Source organism: Pseudomonas kurunegalensis (assembly GCF_030291635.1).
Taxonomy (GTDB): domain Bacteria; phylum Pseudomonadota; class Gammaproteobacteria; order Pseudomonadales; family Pseudomonadaceae; genus Aquipseudomonas; species Aquipseudomonas monteilii.
Genome location: NZ_CP127871.1, coordinates 3,515,451 through 3,535,895, shown reverse-complemented (window position 1 = coordinate 3,535,895; position 20,445 = coordinate 3,515,451). Strand labels below are relative to the sequence as shown.

General features: G+C 64.9%; 14 protein-coding genes and 1 pseudogene. 3 read left to right on the top strand and 12 right to left on the bottom strand.

Annotation, left to right across the window (positions count from 1 at the left end; all coding sequences use genetic code 11):
* The first annotated feature begins 33 nt into the window (after nucleotides 1-33).
* Nucleotides 34-1,482: an NAD-dependent succinate-semialdehyde dehydrogenase gene (locus tag QQ992_RS15850; protein ID WP_286110234.1), complete on the top strand. Its 1,449-nt coding sequence runs from the start codon at nucleotides 34-36 to the stop codon at nucleotides 1,480-1,482.
* 89 nt (nucleotides 1,483-1,571) lie between these two features.
* Here the strand turns inward: QQ992_RS15850 and QQ992_RS15845 are convergent, their stop codons facing one another.
* From QQ992_RS15845 to QQ992_RS15815, 7 genes are all read right to left on the bottom strand, one after another.
* Nucleotides 1,572-3,794, bottom strand: a complete 2,223-nt coding sequence (locus tag QQ992_RS15845; RefSeq protein ID WP_286110233.1) for a TonB-dependent receptor — start codon at nucleotides 3,792-3,794, stop codon at nucleotides 1,572-1,574.
* A gap of 117 nt (nucleotides 3,795-3,911) precedes the next feature.
* Nucleotides 3,912-4,901: a siderophore ABC transporter substrate-binding protein gene (locus QQ992_RS15840; protein WP_286110232.1), complete on the bottom strand. Its 990-nt coding sequence runs from the start codon at nucleotides 4,899-4,901 to the stop codon at nucleotides 3,912-3,914.
* Nucleotides 4,898-5,674 carry an iron ABC transporter ATP-binding protein gene (locus QQ992_RS15835; protein ID WP_286110231.1) on the bottom strand — a complete coding sequence of 259 codons (777 nt, stop codon included), beginning with the start codon at nucleotides 5,672-5,674 and terminating at the stop codon, nucleotides 4,898-4,900. Before QQ992_RS15835 ends, QQ992_RS15840 begins: the two co-directional genes overlap by 4 nt.
* The gene (locus QQ992_RS15830) at nucleotides 5,671-6,612 is read right to left on the bottom strand and encodes an iron chelate uptake ABC transporter family permease subunit (protein ID WP_286110230.1); all 942 of its coding nucleotides are present in this window, start codon (nucleotides 6,610-6,612) and stop codon (nucleotides 5,671-5,673) included. Before QQ992_RS15830 ends, QQ992_RS15835 begins: the two co-directional genes overlap by 4 nt.
* Nucleotides 6,609-7,550, bottom strand: coding sequence for an ABC transporter permease (locus QQ992_RS15825; protein ID WP_286110229.1), 942 nt, complete (start codon nucleotides 7,548-7,550; stop codon nucleotides 6,609-6,611). The genes QQ992_RS15830 and QQ992_RS15825 overlap by 4 nt, the downstream gene beginning before the upstream one ends.
* A complete protein-coding gene (locus QQ992_RS15820; RefSeq protein WP_286110228.1) occupies nucleotides 7,550-9,307 on the bottom strand; it encodes an ABC transporter ATP-binding protein in 1,758 nt (585 codons plus the stop codon). Before QQ992_RS15820 ends, QQ992_RS15825 begins: the two co-directional genes overlap by 1 nt.
* A complete protein-coding gene (locus QQ992_RS15815) occupies nucleotides 9,301-11,094 on the bottom strand; it encodes an ABC transporter ATP-binding protein (protein ID WP_286110227.1) in 1,794 nt (597 codons plus the stop codon). Before QQ992_RS15815 ends, QQ992_RS15820 begins: the two co-directional genes overlap by 7 nt.
* Nucleotides 11,095-11,203: 109 nt before the next feature.
* Here QQ992_RS15815 and QQ992_RS15810 point away from each other — a divergent pair, with 109 nt between their 5' ends.
* On the top strand, nucleotides 11,204-11,821 hold the full coding sequence (locus QQ992_RS15810; RefSeq protein WP_286110226.1) for a TetR/AcrR family transcriptional regulator: 618 nt from the start codon (nucleotides 11,204-11,206) through the stop codon (nucleotides 11,819-11,821).
* 189 nt (nucleotides 11,822-12,010) lie between these two features.
* Nucleotides 12,011-14,899 carry an HD domain-containing phosphohydrolase gene (locus tag QQ992_RS15805; RefSeq protein ID WP_286110225.1) on the top strand — a complete coding sequence of 963 codons (2,889 nt, stop codon included), beginning with the start codon at nucleotides 12,011-12,013 and terminating at the stop codon, nucleotides 14,897-14,899.
* A gap of 3 nt (nucleotides 14,900-14,902) precedes the next feature.
* Here QQ992_RS15805 and QQ992_RS28145 read toward each other — a convergent pair whose 3' ends face one another.
* From QQ992_RS28145 to QQ992_RS15785, 5 genes and pseudogenes are all read right to left on the bottom strand, one after another.
* Complete coding sequence (locus tag QQ992_RS28145; protein ID WP_371920925.1) at nucleotides 14,903-14,989, bottom strand: helix-turn-helix domain-containing protein; 87 nt, start codon at nucleotides 14,987-14,989, stop codon at nucleotides 14,903-14,905.
* A 117-nt stretch (nucleotides 14,990-15,106) separates the two neighbouring features.
* Nucleotides 15,107-16,141: pseudogene (locus QQ992_RS28140) on the bottom strand (sigma-54-dependent Fis family transcriptional regulator); the annotation flags it as partial.
* Between the two features lie 637 nt (nucleotides 16,142-16,778).
* The gene (locus QQ992_RS15795; RefSeq protein ID WP_286110223.1) at nucleotides 16,779-17,669 is read right to left on the bottom strand and encodes a transporter; all 891 of its coding nucleotides are present in this window, start codon (nucleotides 17,667-17,669) and stop codon (nucleotides 16,779-16,781) included.
* A gap of 61 nt (nucleotides 17,670-17,730) precedes the next feature.
* A complete protein-coding gene (locus QQ992_RS15790) occupies nucleotides 17,731-18,855 on the bottom strand; it encodes an NAD(P)-dependent alcohol dehydrogenase (RefSeq protein WP_286110222.1) in 1,125 nt (374 codons plus the stop codon).
* Nucleotides 18,856-18,873: 18 nt separating this feature from the next.
* Nucleotides 18,874-20,343 carry a benzaldehyde dehydrogenase gene (locus tag QQ992_RS15785; RefSeq protein WP_286110221.1) on the bottom strand — a complete coding sequence of 490 codons (1,470 nt, stop codon included), beginning with the start codon at nucleotides 20,341-20,343 and terminating at the stop codon, nucleotides 18,874-18,876.
* Nucleotides 20,344-20,445: the final 102 nt, after the last annotated feature.

Here is a 20,445-nt window from a genome sequence, read left to right as displayed (position 1 = left end):
CACCTTTTTCATTCTTCGAACGAGCCAATCGACATGAACCTTGCCGATCGTGATCTGCTGCGTGAAGTTTGCTATATCGATGGACAATGGCTGGCCGCCGACAGCGGCCAGCGCATTGCCGTGACCAACCCGGCCACAGGCGAAGTGCTCGGCCATGTGCCGCGCATGGGCGTAGATGAGACCCGCCGCGCCATCGCCGCTGCCGAGCGCGCCTTGCCGGCGTGGCGGGCACTGACCGCCAAGGAGCGCGCAGCCCGGCTGCAAGCCTGGTTCCGCGAAATCCTTGCCCATCAGGAAGACCTGGCGCGCATCATGACCGCTGAACAAGGCAAGCCGCTGGCCGAGTCCCGTGGCGAAATTGCCTTTGCCGCAGCCTATGTGGAGTTCTATGCCGAGGAAGGCAAACGCATCTATGGTGATGTGATCCCATCGCCGAACGGTGACCGGCGCTTGATCGTGACCAAAGAGCCGATCGGCGTCTGCGCGGCCATCACGCCGTGGAACTTCCCGGCAGCGATGATCACCCGTAAAGCGGCCCCAGCCCTGGCGGCAGGCTGCACACTGGTCCTCAAGCCCGCTTCGCAAACGCCATTCAGTGCGCTGGCGCTGTGTGTGCTGGCCGAGCGTGCCGGCATTCCGGCGGGTGTCCTCAGCGTGGTCACCGGTGACTCGGCAGCCATCGGCGGCGAGCTGACGGCCAGTCCGACGGTGCGCAAGCTGTCATTCACCGGCTCTACGCCCATCGGCATCCAGTTGTTGCAGCAGTCGGCGGCGACGGTGAAGAAGGTGACCATGGAATTGGGGGGCAACGCCCCGTTCATCGTGTTCGACGATGCCGACCTGGAAAAGGCGGTGGAAGGTGCGCTGATCGCCAAGTTCCGTAACAGCGGGCAGACCTGCGTGTGTGCCAACCGTTTCTATATCCAGGACGGCATCTACGCGCGTTTCGTGGCGCGTTTTGCCGAACGGGTGGGGGAATTGGTAGTCGGGCAGGGTGATGCGCCTGGCACACAGGTCGGGCCGATGATCGATGGGCGTGCGGCCAGCGGTGTCGAGCGGCTGGTGGGCGAGGCTGTGGAGGCCGGTGCGCGGGTGGTGGCGGGTGGGCGCCGGCATGCCTTGGGAGAGGCCTTCTTCGAGCCGACCTTGCTGGCGGATGTCACACCGGACATGCGTGTGGCGCGTGAGGAAATCTTCGGGCCGGTAGCGCCGATCTTCCGCTTCAGCAGCGAGGAGGAGGTGATTGCCCAGGCCAATGACACCGAGTTCGGGCTGGCCTGCTACCTGTATGCCCGGGATGTCGGGCGCATCTGGCGCGTGTCCGAAGCGCTGGAGTACGGCATGGTCGGGGTTAACGTCGGTGTAGTGGCGACCGAGGTGGCGCCGTTTGGTGGGGTGAAAGCGTCGGGGTTGGGCCGGGAAGGCTCGCGTTACGGGATCGAGGACTACCTGGAGCTCAAGTATGTGTGTCTTGGGCTTTGAATCGTGCCTGAGAGGCTGAAGGCGCCTGCGCCGGCCTTTTCGCGTTCTTACCCGCGAAGAGGCCGGCGCAAGCGCTGCAAGCGGGTCGATCAGAAGTCCACGGTGGCCGACAGCTGATACGTCCGCGGTGCCCCCAGCCCCAGGGCCTGGGTCAGTGGTACGCCCCAGTAATCCTTGTCACCCAGGTTGCTGATGTTCGCACGCAAGGTCACCGGCTTGCTGGCGACCTGGGTAGCATAGCGAGCGCCAACGTCAAAGATCGTGTACCCCGGGATCGACAGGCTGTTCTCGGCATTGATGTACTGCTTGGACTGCGATGTAACATTGCCAGTCAGGGTCAGCCCTTCAAGGCCTGGAATGTCCCATTCCATCCCCAGCTTGCCCTGTAGCTTGGGGTACGCAGTGGCGGTCTTGCCGTCATTGGCGCCGCGTTCAGTCTTGGTCAGCTCAGGGTCGACGTAAGCCACCCCGCCCATCAGGCGCACATCGTGCCGCGGCGCTCCGAAGAAGCTCCATTCCACGCCACGGTTACGTTGCTCGCCACCAAATGAAAAGATATCGGTCACCGGGTCCGTGTAGCTGCTTGGGCGTTTGATTTCGTACAGCGCCAGCGTGTGGCTAAAGGTGCCCAGGTCGAGCTTCAGGCCGATTTCCTTCTGTTTGGACTTGTAGGGGGCAAACACGTCGCCGCGGTTTTTTGCGGTAATCGGCGCGATGGCACCTTTGCTCAGACCCTCGATGTAGTTGGCGTACAGCGACAGCTCGTCAGTCAGCTTGAACAGGATCGCCCCTGCGGGCGTGGTGGCATGGGTGTCGTAGCCGGGCTTGTTGCGGGTGCCCGCTCGGGTGTTATAGCTGTCGGTGACCACCTCCTGACGGCGCACGCCCAGCGTCAGTTGCACCCTGTCCTCCAGCACCGAGAGCGTGTCGGCGATGCCGTAGCTTTTCAGGTCGTTCTCAACGTGCGAGAACAATGGCCAGGCCTCGGGCGCTTTCGGGCCCCAGACCGGGTTGTAGATGTTGGTCGTCCAGCTGGCGCCTGCGCCACGGCGGCCAAAGTCCTTTTGCTTGTCACTGTACTGGGTGGCATTGACCGACCACTGGTGGTTGATGCCGAAGGTGTCGAAATGGCCACGCAGGCCCACTTCGGCCGACGTCTTGTGGATTTCCATCTTCAACTGGCCCATATCGGTGGTGAAGTCGCCGGCACTGTTGGTCACCGTGGCTGTCAGTGCACCACTGTAGTGGTAGTCGGTCTTGCTGGTGCCGACCGCACCGTAGGCCAGCAACTGGTCATTCAGCTGGTACTCACCGCGCAGGATGACGCCTTTGTCCTTGGTTTCCACATAGGCCCAGTCGGGGTTGAGCAGCGTGTCGTTGCTGGGCGGCCTGGGTACAGGCACACCCGCGCCCAGGCCCATGCCACGGTTCTGGCCGTTGATGTGGTCATCGGCATCGAACAGGTCAAGCGACAGCTTGGCGCGTTCACCGCGCCAGTCCAGCGCCAGCGACGACAACACGTTGCGCTGGTTCTGATCGTCGATGGCGGTATCACCGTCGCGGTACATACCGTTGAAGCGCACGCCGAACTGGTTGCCCTCGCCGAAACGCCGGCCCACGTCGATATGGCCGCCAAGCTGGGCGTCGGAAGCATAGGTGGCGGTCAGCCGGGTCAGCGGGGTGTCGGCGGCGCGCTTGGGGATGAGGTTGACGATACCGCCCACCGAGCCGCCTGGAGGCATGCCGTTAAGCAGCGCCGACGGGCCTTTGAGCACTTCGATACGTTCGTACATTTCGGGGGAGGCGCGGTAGTAAGGGGCCATGCCGAACAGGCCATCGACTGTCATGTCGCTGACGCTGGTCTGGAAGCCGCGGATCGAGTAGTTCTCGCTGAAAGTGCCCGTCAGGCCGTTGCTGAACACCGACGGGTCGGTGGCGGCGATCACGTCGGTAATGTCCTTGGCCTGCAGGTCCTGGATGTAGGTGTCGGTATAGCTGATGGTGCTGAACGGCGTTTCCATGAAGTCTTTGTTGCCCAGCAGGCCCACGCGACCGCCGGTTGCCACTTGGCCGCCGGCATACACAGGGGGGAGGGCGTCGGCAGCGGTAGCCTGGGCGTCGATCAGTGTGGCTGGCAGCTCCGGTACGGCAGGTGTTTCTTCAGCCGCTTCATGGGTGGCAGGCGTTTGGGCATGTGCGGCTATCGGCGCCAGCGCGCAGCTACCAATAGCCAAGCCAATGAGTACCGCTTGTGACAACGGGGCGCGCTGAAGTGCAAGGGACGGACCGGTGAACAGGGGACGATTGGACACGCGAGGGCTCCAGAAGGTACAGAGGGCAGGGGTGTTTTTGGTTTTAAAAAGCGAAGACGTAAGGCAAATGAGAATCACGCGCTAACGCGGCGACAGGCGATTGCATTAAGGCATGGCTCAGTCCTGATAGCCCTTGATCACGTCATCGGCGATCAATGCCAGCGAGGTCGGGCTGGCGGCGGTGACGTACCAGGCCTCGGGGTCGACGAACACCACGCGGCCATGCTTCCAGGCGTTGGTCTGGCGCAGCAGCGGGTTGTCCAGCGTGTCAGCCGTCATCAGGGGGCGTTGCTCCATCACGGCAGTGCGGTCCACCACATAGAGAATGTCGGGGTTGGCCTGCTGGATGAACTCGCTGGAAATGGGCTGGCCATGCAGGCCGGTGTCCAGGGTGGTGGTGGCCGGTTTGACGCCCAGGTCGTTGTAGATGAAGCCATAGCGCGACTGCACGCCGAAGGCACTGAACGCGCCGTTGTTATGCAGCACCACCAAGGCCCGCTCCGGGCGGTCGCGGGTGACGTTGCGTGCCAGGGCCAGCCTGGCGTCCAGTTCGTCCGCCTTGCGCCGGGCCAGTTCCTGCTTGCCGAATACCTCGCCAAGGCTTGCCAGGTGCTGCTTGACCACCGCCACATGGCCGGCTTCGCTATCGCGGTAATCCACATCGAAGTGCAGGGTCGGTGCCATCTCGCTCAACTCGCTGTAGTGGTTGGCCTGCAGCGAGGTGATCAGGATCAGGTCGGGGCTTGTGGCGTGCACCCGCTCCAGGTTGGGCTGCACGATCGAACCGACATCTGCGGTTTGTGCGGCATCCTTGTAGCGGGCCAGAAAGTGCGGCACGAAATCCTTGGGCATGCCGGCCACGGCCACACCCAGCTGGTCGAGGAAGTCCACTTCGTTCATGTCCAGGGCCACTGCACGTTGAGGTAGCTGGCTGATCACCGTGGCGCCCAGTTTGTGTTGCACGGTCACTGGCGCGTAGTTGCCATGGGCTGCGGTTTTAACCGTTGCCGCCGTGTTTGCCGAAGGCTCGTTGCAGCCTGGCAGGGCGAGGGTGGCGCCGAGCAGCAACGCCAGTGGCCAGCTGCGGGTGGGGTGATTGCGGTTCATCGCTGTTCTCCGGGTGGATTGAAGTAATTGCACAGTCGGCCGCGCGCGCTGTGGCTGATTTCGAAAGTCAGCCCGTACAGCGCGTGCAGCTGTTGCTCGGTCACCACCTGGTCGACGCTGCCGCTGCAATGCACCCGCCCGCCCTGCATGGCGACGATGTGGTCGGAGTAGGCGGCGGCGAAGTTGATGTCATGCACCACCAGGATCACGGTGCGGCCGAATTCGTCGCACAGCCGGCGCAAGGCGCGCATGATCTGCACGGCGTGGCGCATGTCGAGGTTGTTCAACGGCTCGTCCAGCAGCAGGTAGTCGGTCTGCTGGGCAATGGTCATGGCCAGGAACGCCATCTGCCGCTGGCCGCCGCTGAGCTCATCGAGGTAGGCGTGGCGCAGCGACTGAAGGGCAAGGAAGGCGATGGCCTGGTCGATCGCTTGTTGGTCTTCCTCGGTGAGCGCGCCGCGGCTGTAGGGAAAGCGGCCGAACGCGACCAGCTCTTCGACGGTCAGGCGCAGGTTGAAATCGACCGCCTGGCGCAGGGTAGCGACGCGCCGGGCGTAGGCGCCGATGGGGATGCTGCCGATGCTTTGCCCGTCCAGCTGGATGTCGCCGCTGCTCGGCTCCAGCAACCGGGCCAGCATCATCAGCAAGGTGGTTTTACCCGCGCCGTTGGGGCCGATCAGCGAGGTCAGTTGCTGGCGAGGGAAGCATGTGCTCACCCCGCTCAACACGGCTTTGTTGCCGTAGCGCTTGTGCAACTCATGGACAGTAATCATGCGGCTCCCCGGTTACGCACCATCAGGGCGAGGAAATAGGTGCCACACACCAGGTTCACGAGGATGCCGACGGTGGTCCTGTAATTGAAGGCATGCTCGACCAGTAACTGGGCGGCAATGAACACGGCGATAGCCACAGCGCTGCCGAGGGCCAGGGTGACCCGGTGGCGGAAGGTGCCGGCCACGGCGTAGGTGATGTTGGCGACGAACACGCCCATGAACGCCGTCGGCCCCAGCAGGCTGGTCGACACCGCGACCAGCGCCGCAATCAGCGCCAGCAACAGGCGCACGTTGCGCCGGTAATCCACGCCCAGCGAAATCGCCTGGTCGCGCCCCAGCGCCAGCACGTCCAGCACCGGCACGGCCTTGGCCAGCAGCACGCACAACCCTGTCACCAGTACACCCGAATACAGCAGCAACTGTGGCGATGCCCGGTTGAACGACGCCTGGGTATAACCCAGCAGCATCGAGAACTCGCCCGGGCTGACTTTCAGCTGGACGAACTGGGTGAAGGTGGCCATGACCATGGTCAGCACCAGCCCGACCAGCAGCAGGAAGTACACGTTGCTTTTGCCGTCGCGAAACAGCCAGCGGTGCAGGGCCCAGGAGTAGCCGAGCATCAGCAGCACCGAGAGCAGGAAATTGCCACTGCTGCCGAGCATCACCAACCCCTGCACCCCCATGGCCAGCACCAGCAGCGCCTGCAGCAGCAGGTACACCGCTTCGTACCCCATGATCGCCGGGGTCAGGATGCGGTTGCCCGACAGGGTCTGAAAGGCGATGGCGGAACAGGCCACGCACACGCCGCCGATGACCATGGCAGCCAGGCGCGCGAGGCGCTTGGGGATGACGTAGTCAAAGTCCAGCCCCGCATTGGCGAACACGAACACCAGGGCCAGGGCGACGACCGCCAGCCACACCAGGTGACGGCCCCTCATCGCTGCCTCCCGATAATCAGCCCAAGGAAGACAAGCCCGCCCAGGCCGCCCGCTGTCAGGCCTATGGGCACTTCGAACGGGTAGATCAACAGCCGACCGAGCAAGTCGCACACCAGCAGCAAGGCTGCGCCACCCAGTGCCACCAGGGGCAGGGTGCGGCGCAGGTTGTCGCCATGACGCAGCGCCACCAGGTTGGGCACCACCAGGCCAACGAAGGGGATGGCGCCGACAGCGATCACGCTGGTCGACACGGTCACCGCGACCAGCAGCAGGCCCAGTGTGACGTTGGCCGAGTAGTTCAGGCCCAGGCTGGTGGCCATGCCTTCGCCCATGCCCAGCACGGTGAAGCGCTGCGCGTACAGGTACGTGAGCAGTACGACCGGCAGGATCAGGTAGAGGATTTCGTAGCGGCCTTGCACCACCTTTGAGAAATCACCCAGTAACCAGCCCTGCATGCTTTGCAGCAGGCTGAAGCGGTAGGCGTAAAACTCGGCCAGCGCACTCAGCACACCGCCGTACATCAGGCCGATGACCGGCACCAGCACCGCATTGCGGGCACGTATGCGGCGGATGATGGCAACGAACAGCAAGCTGGCGGCAAAGCACACGCCCAGGGCAAACAGCATGCGCGACATTGCCCCGGCCGCTGGTGCCAGGCTCAGCGACAGCAGGATGCCCAGGCGAGCGGCGTCCAGCCCGCCGGTGGTACCAGGTTCGACGAAGCGGTTGCGCACGATCTGCTGCAGGATCACCCCGCACACCGCCAGCCCGACACCCACCAGTATCAATGCTGCCAGGCGCGGCAGACGGCTGGCGGTCAGGGTCAGCCACGCGTCGCCATGCAGGGTGAGCAGCTGGGCCCAGGTCAGCTCACGGGCACCAACCGCCAGTGAGGCCACGCACAACAGCAGGAACAGGACCAGCCATGACGCGCGCATCAGTCGTGATCCACCTGCGGCGCGGCGATGCGCCAGCCACCAGCGGCGTGACGTTGTTCGAGAAAGCGTGCATAGCGCCCGCCACTGGCGCGCAATGCTGCCGGCGTGCCTTGTTCGACAACCTGACCTGCTTCCAGTACCACGATATGGTCGGCCATGGCCACGGTGCTGAGCTGGTGTGCGATGACCACCAGCGTGCAGCGCCCACGCAGGCTGTGCAGGGTTTGTGCAATCACGGCCTGGTTCTCGGCATCGAGGGCGGCGGTGGCTTCATCCACCAACAGCACCGGCGCTTGCTTGATCAATGCGCGGGCAATGGTCACACGCTGGCGCTCGCCGCCCGACAACCGCACGCCGCCTTCACCCACCGGGGTATCGAGGCCTTCTAGCAGGCGGTCGATAACGTTTGTCAGCCCGGCCATGTGCGCCGCCTGCAACACTTCGGCATCGCTGGCATCGGGTTTGCCGATGCGGATGTTGTCGGCGATGCTGCCCTGGAACAGCCAGGTATCCTGCAGTACCTGGCTGACGGTGTCGGTCAGGCTGGCGCGGGCCATTTTCCTGACATCCACACCGCCAATCCGTACGCTGCCTTGGGTGGTGTCGAAGAACCGCGCTATCAGGCGCATCAGCGACGTCTTGCCCGAGCCCGAGGCGCCGACAATGGCCGTCATGCTGCCCGCCGGGAGGCTCAGGCTCACGTTCTGCAGCACAGCCGGCCCGCCGGGGTTGTAGCGCAGGCTTATCCCTTGCAGGTCGATACCACCGTCCACCGGCTGCAGGGGCGAGTCGGGTTCCGGCAAGGGCGTGGCTGCCAGTATCCGCTCGATTTCCTGCAACTGGCCGTGCGCGCCACGCAGGATTTCGACATGGTTGGCCACGTCCTGCAGCGGGTCGATGAAGCGGCACACCATGGCCAGCGCCACAACCACTGCCACGGCATCCTGCAGTTGAGCACCTGCCCGATTGCCGAGCCACAGCCCTGCGGCTACCAGCAGTGCCGCGAACGTTGCCTGTACCGCCCAACTGTTAAGCAGTGCTGACAGCGAAGCACGCATGATCAGGCCCATGCCGCTGCTGCGCTGGCGCTCCAGGCTTTGCGCCAGCAAACGCGTGCCGCCACCACTGCCGTTGAAGGCGCGCAGCACCGACTGGGCCTGGGCGAATTCGACCATGCGCTGGCTGGCTGCGGCGAAGTGCTGGTGAAAGCGCTGGTCCGCGCCACGCCCCAGGCGTGCGCTGAACAGCAACACCGCCATCAGGCCCGGCAGCGCCAGCAATGCGATCAGCCCCAGCGGCGGGTGCAGGGCGAACAGCGCAAGCACCACCACCAGCGGCGTGACGCAGCCGCTGATCAAGGGGGTGAGGACATGGGCCGGCAACTGTGCAACGGCCATCGTCCCCTGGGTGATAACATGCCCAAGCCGGGCAGTGTTGTCGGGGGTGAACCAGCCCAGTGGCAGTTGTGCCACCTGCGCGCCGATGTGCTGGCGGCCGCCTTGCAGCACCGCCACCGCCAGGCTGATGCCGGCCTGTTCCACCTGGCGTCGCCAGGCCCAGCACAGCGCCATACCCGCCGCCAGCACGGCCAGCCAGGCATAGGCCGCCTGTAGCTCGTTGCTCAGCAGGTGCACCATGATCGGCGCCAGGGTACAGATGGTCAGGCCACTGAAAACCCCATACAGCACGGTCATCAGCAGGTAACGGCGCCAGGCCGGCGCGCTGTCGCCCAGCAGTCGAACGAACGTTTTCAGCATGCTGGCAGCGCCTCTTTCACGGTGTCCTGATAACCGCCCTGCGCCCAGAGCCGGGCGTACAGCCCCTGGCGGGCGAGCAACTCGTTGTGGCGCCCCTGTTCACGCACGGTGCCTTGGTCGATCACCAGGATCTGGTCGGCGTGCATCACCGTGTCTAGCCGGTGGGCGATGACCAGCAGGGTGCGGCCCCGGGCAAAGCGCGACAGGGCGTCCTGGATTGCCGCCTCGCTGTCGGTGTCGGCGGCGGCAGTGGCTTCGTCCAGCACCAGCACGGGCGGGTCGAGCAGCACGGCGCGGGCAATGCTCAGCCGTTGCTGTTCGCCACCGGACAATTGCGCGTCTTCGCCGACCACCGAGTCATAGCCGCGTGGCAACTGCAGGATGCGTGCGTGAATGTTGGCCAGCCGCGCCGCCGCTTCGATCTGCTCACGGGTAGCATCCGGCCGGCCCAGGGCGATGTTGTCGGCCACACTGGCGTGGATCAGCCGTACCTCCTGCAGTACGAAGCCGATGCGCCGGTACAGTTCGCGGCTTTCGATGTGCCGCAGGTCCACGCCGCCCAGGGTGATGCGCCCGGTGTCGGGGTCGAAGAAACGCAGCAGCAGGCGTGCGAGCGTTGACTTGCCTGCACCGGAAGGGCCGACGATGGCGGTGGTGGTGCCAGGGGCCAGGGTGAAGTTGACGTCGTTGAGCACAGGGTTGCCCGGCACATAGGCATGGTTCAGGTGCTCCATGCGTACCTCGCAGCCATTGGGCAGGCTGCCAGTAGCAGGGGCCGGCAGCACAGGCGTATCCAGCAGGGCCTGCACCCGTTGGGCTGCGGCCACTGCACCGTTCAGGTCGTGGGTGATGAAGTGCAACAGTTGCAAGGGGGCGCACAGCCCCGGCGTGACCAGGGCGAAGGGCAGTATCTGTATCGGCTCGATCCATCCCAGCGCCACGAACCCCATCCCGGCCAACAGCACAACGCCCAGCACGGTCACCGGTGCGATCAGCGCGTTGGCCCTGGCCATCGCTGCGACCAATGGGCGGGTGAAGCCGGTGAAGGTGCGTGCAAAGTCATCGACCGCGGCACGGTAGCGGTCCTGGGCGTTGCCACGGTCGCCGAACGCCTTCACCAGCGGCATGCCGTTGACGAACTCGACCACGGCATTGTCGATGCGCGTCATGCCGGTGACCACGTCGCCCATATGCGCTGCACTGGCCTTGATGGCACGGTGCAAAAACAGGAAGAACGCCGGGAACGGCAGCAGCGCGATCAGGGCAAGGCGCCAGTCCATGGCGAACAGGTAAACCACCGAAGTCACCACGGCGCCGACAGCGCGACCCAAGGTGGTGAAGAAGTGCGCGGTCAGGCTGTGCAAGGTACCGATGTCGTCCTGCATCGCCCGTTTCACTTCGCTGGATGCCCGCTCGCTGAACCAGCCCAGTGGCACCTGCATCAGCCGCTGGCCGATCGCTACACGCAGCTGGTGGGTGATGTGGTTGTCGGCCTGGTGCGCCAGCAGTTCGGCTGCGGTGATCAGGGCCATGCCTGTGAACAGGCTGGCAATGCTGGCGGCAATGGCCCAACCAATGGCGCCCGATGTGTTGCCTTCGCTCAAAGCCAGGTGGGCGATGTGCGCAATGCCTGCCAGCGGTACCAGGGCCAGCATCGAACCCGCAGCAGCCAGCACGGTCGCCAGGGCCAGCCGCCCGCGAATGGGGGAGAGCACGCGGCTCAGGGGGCTGCGCGCCTTGCTGTCGACAGCGGCGGTAGCGTCAAGAGGGGGGGATGAGTCAGACATGAAGCGGGCCTGGAAAGCTGAAAACGAATTAGTTGCATGACTATAAACTAATTTGCGAAAACCCGACAAGCCAGCTACAAGACTGTCTGCACAACACCTGGAGGACCTGATGCAACCACCTGAACGCGCACCCGGCCGAGGCCGCCCACGCACCATTACCCGTGAACGCATTGCGGACGTCAGCATCACCATAGGGCTGCCCAACCTCACCTTCGTTGGCGTGGCGGCCGCGCTGGGGGTGAGCCACATGGCGCTGTACAAGCATGTGGCGAACATCGAAGCGCTCAAGTGCCTGGTGGCCGAGGAAATTTTCCAGCGCTGGCAGATCCCGAAGGCGGGTGGTGATGCGGCTGAAGGCCTGCAGGCCTACCTGACGCGCTTTGCCACGTCTGTACAGGCGTTCGTCAAGGCGCATCCAGGGCTCACGCCGTATGTGATACGCAGGCTGGCGGCTACGGAAGCGATGATCGACAAGATCAACGACCACCAGGCGCACATCGCCCAGGCCTATGACCTGAGCCTGGAGCAGGCGCGCTGGTTGCTGTCCACCGTGGCATTCCATGGCTTTGCGGTGGCCGATACCGTGTACACGGTGTCCGGGCGCGAGCCGCTTCTGGAGGCCGACCGGGCGGGGGAGGAGTCGGAAATGGAGGTGGAGTTGCTCGAAGGCATGCAGGCGTTGATTGTCGGCGCACTGGTAATGCTGGAGCAGCGCGCGTCTACCTGACGGGATTGTGACCCGCCACGTTAATTTTTTCTGCCAACCCGGCAGAACCCCCGGCCGCACTCTACACTCCTGCCAAGATGGGCCAGGGCTATTGGCCACCATTCGGCCCATCTCGCTGCCTGCGAATGGCTTCGGCCCGCATGATCGTCCTGGCTGCTCCCTCAATTTGGCTCACATGGAGTACCTGGGATGGACTGCGTGTCGACGGGTCGTGATACCGGTAGGACCGGGCGTGGCATTTCACTGCAATGGCTGGTGGCGCTGGCCATCGTGCTGGGCATGCTGCTGCTGGGCGCCGCGCTGGCCTGGCAGGGCTATCGCGGTATCCGCCAGACCCTGGTAGCCGCCGCTGGCGATACAGCCCAGCAGGTGGGCAAGACCATCGACGAGCGCGCCCGGCGCCTGATCGACCCGGTGCAAAGCAGCATCCGCCTGCTTGCCCACAACCCTGCTGCGCATACCCAAGCGCAGCGCCTGGAACGGCTGCCGCAACTGGTCGAAACGCTGAATGCCAACCGCATGCTCAGTGCCGCCTACATGGGCTACCCCAGCGGCGATTTCCTGTTGGTGCGCCGGCTGCGCGACCCGCAGCTGCTGCAGCGCTTCGCCGCGCCGCCGGGCACGGCCTTTCTGGTGCAGCGTGTCAGCCGTGGCGAGGGCGGGGTGGTGCAGGGAGAGTGGCGCTACTACGACCAGGCGTTGAACCTGTTGCAGGCCCAGGCCAAACCCGAATACCGCTACGACCCGCGCACACGCCCGTGGTTCGCCGAAGCCAGTGTGCAGCCCGCCACCGTGCTGACGCCGCCGTACGTGTTCTTCACTACCCGTGAAATCGGCCTGACCCTGGCACAGCGCAGCGTTGACGCAGAAACGGTGATCGGCATGGATGTTTCGGTCAACGACCTGGCCAGCGAAACCCAGGGCTTGCGCATCACCCCCGGCACCGAAATTGCCGTGCTCGACGACCAGGGCAATGTTGTGGCCTACCCGGACTTGCAGCGGGTGATCGTGCATGAAGGGCAGGGCGTGCGCCTGTCGCGAGTCAGCGAACTGAACATTGCAAGCCTGCAGCACCTGTACGCTGACCTGCCGTCAGGCTCGCAGGCACAGCCGTATCAGGTGGACGGCCAGACCTGGTATGGCATGCGCATTCCGCTGACCAGCCTGGCCGGGCAGGATCTGCAGGTGTTGATTGCCGTACCGGGCCATGAGCTGCTGGCCGGTGCGCGCCAGGTGTTGTTCGAGCAGTTGCTCTGGACCTTGGCGTTGATGGCCGTGCTGCTGGTGCTCGGGGGTGTGCTCGGCCGGCGTATCGTCCGCCCGCTGAAGGTGCTGGCTGAACAGGTGCAGGGCTTGGCCAGCTTTGATTTCAGCCGCGAAGTGGGGGTGAAATCGCAGGTGTCCGAAGTACGAGAGCTGAGCCATGTATTAAGCCGCATGGCCGGCACCATTCGCGGTTTCCAGGCCATTACCCTCACGCTCAGCCGCGAGCGCGACCTGGCGCGTATGCTCGATGGCGTTCTGGCTCACCTGGTGCATGCTGCCGGGGTCGAGGCTGGTGTGGTGTATTTGTTCGACGCCGAGCACGCGTTGCTGCGCCTGGCCGCCGCCTGCCGGGGTGAGCAGTACCCCGGCGAGCTTGCCGTGGATGAGGGTGCCCGGCGCACGCTGGCTGCTGCGGTGACGCAGGCCCTCGGCCTGGACGAGCGCAGCCAGGCCGTGGTGCTAGAAGACCGTAGCCAGGCGCTGCTGGGCATTCTGGTGCTGCAACTGGATGAAGCGCAGGCGCGCGACCAGCTGGGCCAACCGTTCCGGCAATTTGTCGAAGAGCTTTCTGGCGTGGCGGCAGTGGCCATCGAGACACGCCAGCTGGCCGAAGCCCAGCAACGCCTGATGGATGCCATGATCAAGTTGCTGGCCGACGCCATCGATGCCAAAAGCCCCTACACCGGTGGCCACTGCGAGCGTGTGCCGCAACTGGCGCAGATGCTGCTGGACCAGGTGGTGGCCGCCGACAGCGGCCCCTATGCCAGCTTCAGCATGACTGAAGCCGAACGTTACGAATTTCGCGTAGCGGCCTGGCTGCACGACTGCGGCAAGGTCACCAGCCCTGAGTACGTGGTGGACAAGGCGACCAAGCTGGAGACCCTGTACAACCGTATTCATGAAGTACGCATGCGTTTTGAAGTGCTGTGGCGTGATGCCGAACTGGCCTACTGGCAAGGCCTGGCCAGCGGCGCCGACCCGCAGGTGCTGCAAGCTGCGCTAGCCCGAAGCCAGGCCCAACTGCAGGATGACTTCGCCTTCGTCGCCCAGGCCAACATCGGCGGCGAGTTCATGCAGGATGCCGATATCGAACGGCTGCAGCAGATCAGCCAGCAGCGCTGGCAGCGCCACTTCGACAACCGCCTGGGCATCTCCCGCGATGAGGCGCAGCGCTATACCGGCGTACCGCAACCCGCGCTGCCGGTAGACGAACCGCTGCTGGCCGACCGCCCCGAGCATCGTGTGCCCTGGGGCGAGCGCACGCCCCCGGTGACCAAGGGCGACCCGTGCAACCGATGGGGCTTCGACATGCGCTTGCCAGCCCACGCCAGCAACCACGGCGAGCTGTATAACCTGTCGATCCGGCGCGGCACGCTGAATGACGAGGAGCGTTTCAAGATCAACGAGCACATCGTGCAAACCATCATCATGCTCAGCTCGCTGCCGTTTCCGCGTCAGATGAGACGCGTACCGGCCATCGCCGGCAACCACCACGAGAAACTGGATGGCAGCGGCTACCCACGCCGGCTGGGTGAGCATGACCTGGGCATTGCCGAGCGGGTAATGGCCATTGCCGACATATTTGAAGCACTGACGGCGGCCGACCGGCCTTACAAACCGCCGAAGACGTTGTCCGAATCGGTGAAGATCCTGGTGTTCATGGCCCGTGACCGGCACATCGACGGGCAACTGCTGGAGTTGTTCCTCAGCAGCGGGGTGTACCGCCAGTACGCCGAGCAGTTCCTGCGTGCCGAGCAGATCGACGAGGTGGATGTGCCGTACTGGCTGGCGCAGATGCGCTGCCCGGCCTGAGTGCTAGCGCGAACCCAGGCGCTTGTACAAGGTGGTACGGGAAATCCCCAGCGCCTTGGCGGCAGCACTGACATTGCCCTCATGGGCCAGCAAAGCGCGCTCGATCACGTCGTGGGTGGCGTCTGAAAGCGAGCGCGGCGGCGCGACCGGCTGGCCTTGCAGGTCTTCTGGCAGGTGCTGCACGCCTATGCTGGGCTCACCCGCGGCCAGCACCCCGACCAGCCGCGCCACGTTCTCCAGTTGCCGCAGGTTGCCCGGCCAGTGGTAGGCCAGCAGCCGGCGCCTGGCCTCGGCCTGCAACGGCGCAAAGCCCGGACGCTGGAAGAAGGCTTCGATCAGTTGTTGTTTATCCAGGCGCTGTTCCAGACCGGGCAGGCTGACACGCAGGCCGTCAAGGCGGTAGAACAGGTCTTCGCGAAAACCACCGGTGGCTACCAGCGCGCCAAGGTCTTTGTGTGTGGCTGCGACAATGTGTGCCTTGAAGGGCGCTGCCGTGGTGCTGCCAATGCGGGTGACCTGCCGTTCCTGCAGTGCCCGCAGCAACCGGCTTTGCAGGGCCAGCGGCATGTCGCCAATTTCGTCGAGCAGCAGGATCCCGTCCCCGGCCGACTCCAGCAGGCCCATGGCACCACCTTTGCGGGCGCCAGTGAAGCTGCCTTCGGTATAGCCGAACAGCTCGGCTTCGATCAGGCTTTCGGGCAGGGCCGCGCAGTTGATCGCAACGAACGGGGCCTGAGGGCAGCAGTGGGCATGCAGGGCTTTGGCGAACACTTCCTTGCCGCAACCGGTTGGCCCGGTGATCAGCACCGGCAAGTGACCGGTCACGGCCTTGCAGGCATCTTCGAAGCGGGCATTTACCCGCCGATCGCTGCCCAGCGGCGTGTGGCTGGGCCGAAGTGGCCGAGTTTTGGCCGCAGGTTGCGCCAACAGCCGACCATACAGGCGCGAGCCATCGGCCAGGGCCAGCAACTGCGGCGAACCGTCGAGGCCGTTGTGGCCGGGGCGGTCAAACAGGTGCTCCAGGGTCAGCCCCTCAGGGCGGTAGTCGGGTACCCCGAGCAATTGTTGTGCGGCGCGGTTGGCCGCGTACACCGTGCCATCGTCTTGCACGGCCAGCAACGCCTGCAGCGGCGAGCCAAGCAGCCTGGGGTCGTGTTGCAGTTCCAGGATCCGGCAGCCCGGCAACGCGTGGAAAAAGTTGTTCTCGGTGGCCAGCGCCGCATGCTTGAGGCGTTCGAGCATGGTCCCGGCATTACGGGTGCCGATACCGGTCAGGTCCAGCGCCCCCAGCAGCTCGCCATTCACCCCGCGCAGCGGCACGCTGACGCAGAAAAAACGGGCAAACTCCTGCAGGTAATGCTGGTTACCGGCCACGATGGCCGGCAAGCCGTCCATCAGCGTACAGGCCGGGGCAGTGGTGCCGACGTCCACCTCGCTGACCCTGCGCCCGGCGTGCAGGGCCGACAGCGGGCTGTCGATGCCGCCCGGCTTGCGCGTTTGCACAATACGGTTTTCCGGGTTGACGCAAAACAGCATCCAGTGGGAATCGCCAATCAGCTCCCACAAGCGCTCCAGCTCGGGCTGCACGCAGGCGGCCAGTTGGGTGTCTGCGTCGGTCAGTGCCTGCACATCCAGCTGCCCGCGCGCCAGGCGTGGCTGCCAGGGGCTGAGCCCGGCAGCCCTGGAACGCTCCCACGAGCGCTCGATAGGCTCAGGCAGTAGCCCGGCGGGCAATGGCAAACCGTCGGCAAACTGCTGGCGGGCGCTGTGCAGCTGGAGTTGTAGGCGATCCATGGGTACACCTTGTGAGGGTTGACGGCACGCTACTGACTGCGCACGTTGCGCCGCTGCCAGCAGCGCGTCAAGGCTGGCGGGCCAATCAGAACAGCAACAGCGCTCGCAGGTTGACCCCGGTGTCTTCCTGGAAACCGCCGATCACGCGGGTGTCGTGGGTCAGCTGGCCGCTCAGTTGCACAGTCTTGCCGACCATCTGCTGGAACTCCAGGCGCACTTGCTGCACTTCGGTCTTCTGCCCGGTGTAGTCGCCTGACAGGTGCTGCTTGCCACCCTCGCTGGCTGAGAAGCCCAGGGCCAGGCGCTGGGCCGGGTTGAAGTCATAGCGCAGGTTGGTCTGCAGCTGGTAGGTCGGGTCCTGGCGCAAGGTCTGGCTGCCGCTGCCGGCCTTGTCATTGCTGCCGTAGAACACGGCATCGGCATACCACTCCATCGACCAGCGGCCCCACAGCGGCTCCACCCAGCCCAGTTGCAGGTCGCCTTTCCAGCGGTTTTCGCCCAGGTTCACACCGGCATCGCGGTCATACTGCCCCCATGGCAAGTACAGCAGCGGGGTGATGCCGAAGTAGCGGCCACTGGCACCCACGCCCGGCTGGTTCACCAGCCAGAACGTGGCGCCGATGATCGGGTCGGCCATGCCGCTGTTGCTGCCCAGCGGCTGCCCGCCCACCTTCACGTCGTAGACATGCCCGAAGGGCAGGAGTATTTGCGGGTCTACCGTGATGCCGCCGATTTCGGTGAAGTGAATCAGGCGCAGGATGCTGATGTTGGAGCGCAGACGGGTGTTGTGTGTGGCGTCGGGCGTGCCGTCGCCATTGAAGCGGTCGGCGCGGCTGAACTGCTGGTACCAGGCCGCGACGTTGGTGCCCGGCGGCAGCGCGGTGTAGTCACCGGCATTCACATCAACGGCCAGGGCTTTGGCCGAAACCAGCGCGCAGGCCAGCGCGCCCCAGGCAAGGCTGGAGAGTCGTGTCATATCAGGGTTTCCCTTGTTCTTGTTATGGGGTGAGGGCAGCGCGTGGCTGCCCCCTGAGTGCTTATTTCTGAATGCGGATGATCGGCTTGAGGGTCAGGCCTTTCTCGCTGTCCTCGGCGGCCTGGTTGATCTGCTCGAAGTCGTAGAAGCGCACCAGCTTGTCGAAGGCGAAGCGGCCTTGCAGGTACAGGTTGACCAGCTCGGGGATGAACTTCTTCGGCACGCTGTCACCCTCGACGATGCCGCGGATGACCTTGCCGCCCAGCAACAGGTCGTTGACGTCGAATTGCGCGGTGGTGCCCAGCGGCGGCGCGCCCACCACCCCCAGTGCGCCCCGGCTGCCAAGGGCATCGACGGCCTGGCGCAGCACTTCCGGGCGCCCGGTGGACTCCAGGGCGAACTGCACGCCGCCGCCGGTGATTTCACGGATGGCGGCGACCGGGTCGGCCTCGCGGCTGTTGACCACATGGGTGGCGCCCAACTCCAGCGCCAGGGCCAGGCGCGAAGGCACCACGTCGACCGCGATGATGGTGGCGGCGCCTGCCACTTGTGCGGCGAGCACGGCCGAAAGGCCTACCGCACCGCCGCCGAATGCGGCAAAGGCGCTGCCGGGGGTGACTTTCAGCGAGTTGATCACCGCACCCGCACCGGTCTGGATGCCGCAGCCCAGCGGGCCGAGCAGCTCGATGGGGGCTTCCTTGGGCACGCGTACGGTGTTGTTCTCACGCCCCAGTGCGTAGGTGGCGAACGATGACTGGGCGAAGAAGTGGTCATTCAGGGCGTGGCCCTGTTCGTCCTGCAGGGCATGCTCGCCTTCGGGGCCGGCGCCACTGAAGTTGCGCCCGAAAAAGTCCTGGCAGTAGGCCGCCTGGCCGGCGTCGCAGGCCAGGCAGTGGCCACAGTAGCCATAGGTCATCACCACATGATCGCCCACGGCCAGGTTCTGCACCAGCGGGCCAACCGCCTCGACGATGCCCGAGCCCTCGTGGCCGAGTACCGCTGGCAGCGGCACGGGGTAATACTGATCGCGCACGATCATGTCGGTGTGGCACATGCCCGTGGCCACGATGCGTACCAGCACTTCGTCACCTTGCGGTGCACGAATACGCGCCTGCTCCAGCACGAAAGGTGCGCCTTTGCCACGGGTTACGGCAGCCCGAACAGGACGGAAAAGGGGTGTTGTCATTGTTATTGTTCTCCGGGGTTACAGGGGGTAGGCAGGTGCTTCGCCCTTGAGGGTCAGCCATTGCCATTGGGTGAACTCTTCCCAGTTGGCGGCGCCACCGATGCTGGTGCCATTGCCGGATGCACCGACGCCGCCGAAGGGGTTGATGACCTCGTCGTTGACGGTCTGGTCGTTGATGTGCAGCAGCCCGGTACGCAGTTGCTCGCCCAGGCGCAGGGCACGGCCAGTGTCGCGCGACAAGATGGCCGCGCTCAGGCCGTAGTCGGTGTCGTTGGCCAGGTCCACCGCCTGCTCGTCAGTGTCGAACGGCACCACCACGGCCACGGGGCCGAAGATCTCTTCATGAAACGCCGGGTTGTCACGTTGAACGTTGCTGAGCACGGTCGGCTGGAAGAACAGCCCATCTGCCGAACCACCGGTTGCCAGCGTCGCACCGGCAGCGTGTGCGGCCTCGACGATACGCAAGGCGTTGTCGCGCTGGGCAGCATTGATCAGCGGGCCCAGGTGAACCTGGCCACTGGCCGGGTCACCCACGGTCAGGCTGCGTGCCTTGGCCACCAGGCGTTCGACGAAGGCGTCATAAATGCCGCGTTGTACCAGCACCCGGCCGGTCGACATGCAGATCTGCCCTTGGTGCAGGTACACCCCCCAGGTAGCGTTGGCGATGGCCAGGTCCAGGTCGGCATCGTCGAGGATGATCAGCGAGTTCTTGCCACCGAGTTCCAGCGAGACCTTTTTCAGGTGGCGGCCGGCAGCCTCGCCAACCTTGCGGCCGGCTGCGGTAGAGCCGGTGAACTGGATCATTGCCACGCTGGGTGACGCGGTAAGTGCAGCACCGGCTTCTGTGCCGCCCGGCAGCACATGCAGCACGCCCGCCGGCAAACCGGCCAGCTCGAAAATGCGGGCAATGACATGGCCGCCACACACAGCGGTGCGCGGGTCGGGCTTGAGCACCACCGCATTGCCCGTGGCCAGTGCCGGGGCAACCGCGCGCATGGCCAGGTACAGCGGGAAATTGAACGGCGAAATCACCCCGATTACACCCAACGGACGGCGCCGGGCGATGCTCAGGCGGCCGGCGCTGGACGGCAGTACTTCGCCCTGGCTGCGCGAGGGCAGGGCACAGGCTTCGTGCAGCGACTTTAGGGTGATGGACGCTTCAAAGCCGGCCTTGGCCTGAGTGGAGCCGCTTTCACGGACGATCCAGTCGGCGATTTCGGCCTGGTACTGCTCGGCAATGGCGGCGGCCTTGCGCAGGACTTTGGCGCGTTCGTCGTAGGGCAGGGCATACCAGCCGCGCTGGGCCGTGGCGGCCACGCGGGCACTTTGCTCTACCTGCCTGGCCCCGGCGTTGGCCAAGGTACCCAGTGCCTGGCCATTGCCGGGTGAGGTGATTGCGGTAGCGGGCAGTTCGCCGGGTACCCAGGTACCGGTGAACAGCCGCTCATTCCAGAGTTCGTTTGGCAGTAAGGTATTCACGCAAAGCATCCTGTGTGTTGTTGTGTTCACGGATGCTTGTTGCAGGGGGCATGCCAAAGCGTTGGAGGTGCAAACTACCGGGCTCCGGTGCGCTGTGCTGTTCATAAGCTG

Bases quoted from the DNA above. Each gene is read 5' to 3' on its own strand.
- QQ992_RS15850 (WP_286110234.1), top strand. From the start codon at position 34: ATGAACCTTGCCGATCGTGATCTGCTGCGTGAAGTTTGCTATATCGAT.
- QQ992_RS15840 (WP_286110232.1), bottom strand. From the start codon at position 4,901: ATGAACCGCAATCACCCCACCCGCAGCTGGCCACTGGCGTTGCTGCTC.
- QQ992_RS15835 (WP_286110231.1), bottom strand. From the start codon at position 5,674: ATGATTACTGTCCATGAGTTGCACAAGCGCTACGGCAACAAAGCCGTG.
- QQ992_RS15830 (WP_286110230.1), bottom strand. From the start codon at position 6,612: ATGAGGGGCCGTCACCTGGTGTGGCTGGCGGTCGTCGCCCTGGCCCTG.
- QQ992_RS15825 (WP_286110229.1), bottom strand. From the start codon at position 7,550: ATGCGCGCGTCATGGCTGGTCCTGTTCCTGCTGTTGTGCGTGGCCTCA.
- QQ992_RS15820 (WP_286110228.1), bottom strand. From the start codon at position 9,307: ATGCTGAAAACGTTCGTTCGACTGCTGGGCGACAGCGCGCCGGCCTGG.
- QQ992_RS15815 (WP_286110227.1), bottom strand. From the start codon at position 11,094: ATGTCTGACTCATCCCCCCCTCTTGACGCTACCGCCGCTGTCGACAGC.
- QQ992_RS15810 (WP_286110226.1), top strand. From the start codon at position 11,204: ATGCAACCACCTGAACGCGCACCCGGCCGAGGCCGCCCACGCACCATT.
- QQ992_RS15805 (WP_286110225.1), top strand. From the start codon at position 12,011: ATGGACTGCGTGTCGACGGGTCGTGATACCGGTAGGACCGGGCGTGGC.
- QQ992_RS15795 (WP_286110223.1), bottom strand. From the start codon at position 17,669: ATGACACGACTCTCCAGCCTTGCCTGGGGCGCGCTGGCCTGCGCGCTG.
- QQ992_RS15790 (WP_286110222.1), bottom strand. From the start codon at position 18,855: ATGACAACACCCCTTTTCCGTCCTGTTCGGGCTGCCGTAACCCGTGGC.
- QQ992_RS15785 (WP_286110221.1), bottom strand. From the start codon at position 20,343: ATGCTTTGCGTGAATACCTTACTGCCAAACGAACTCTGGAATGAGCGG.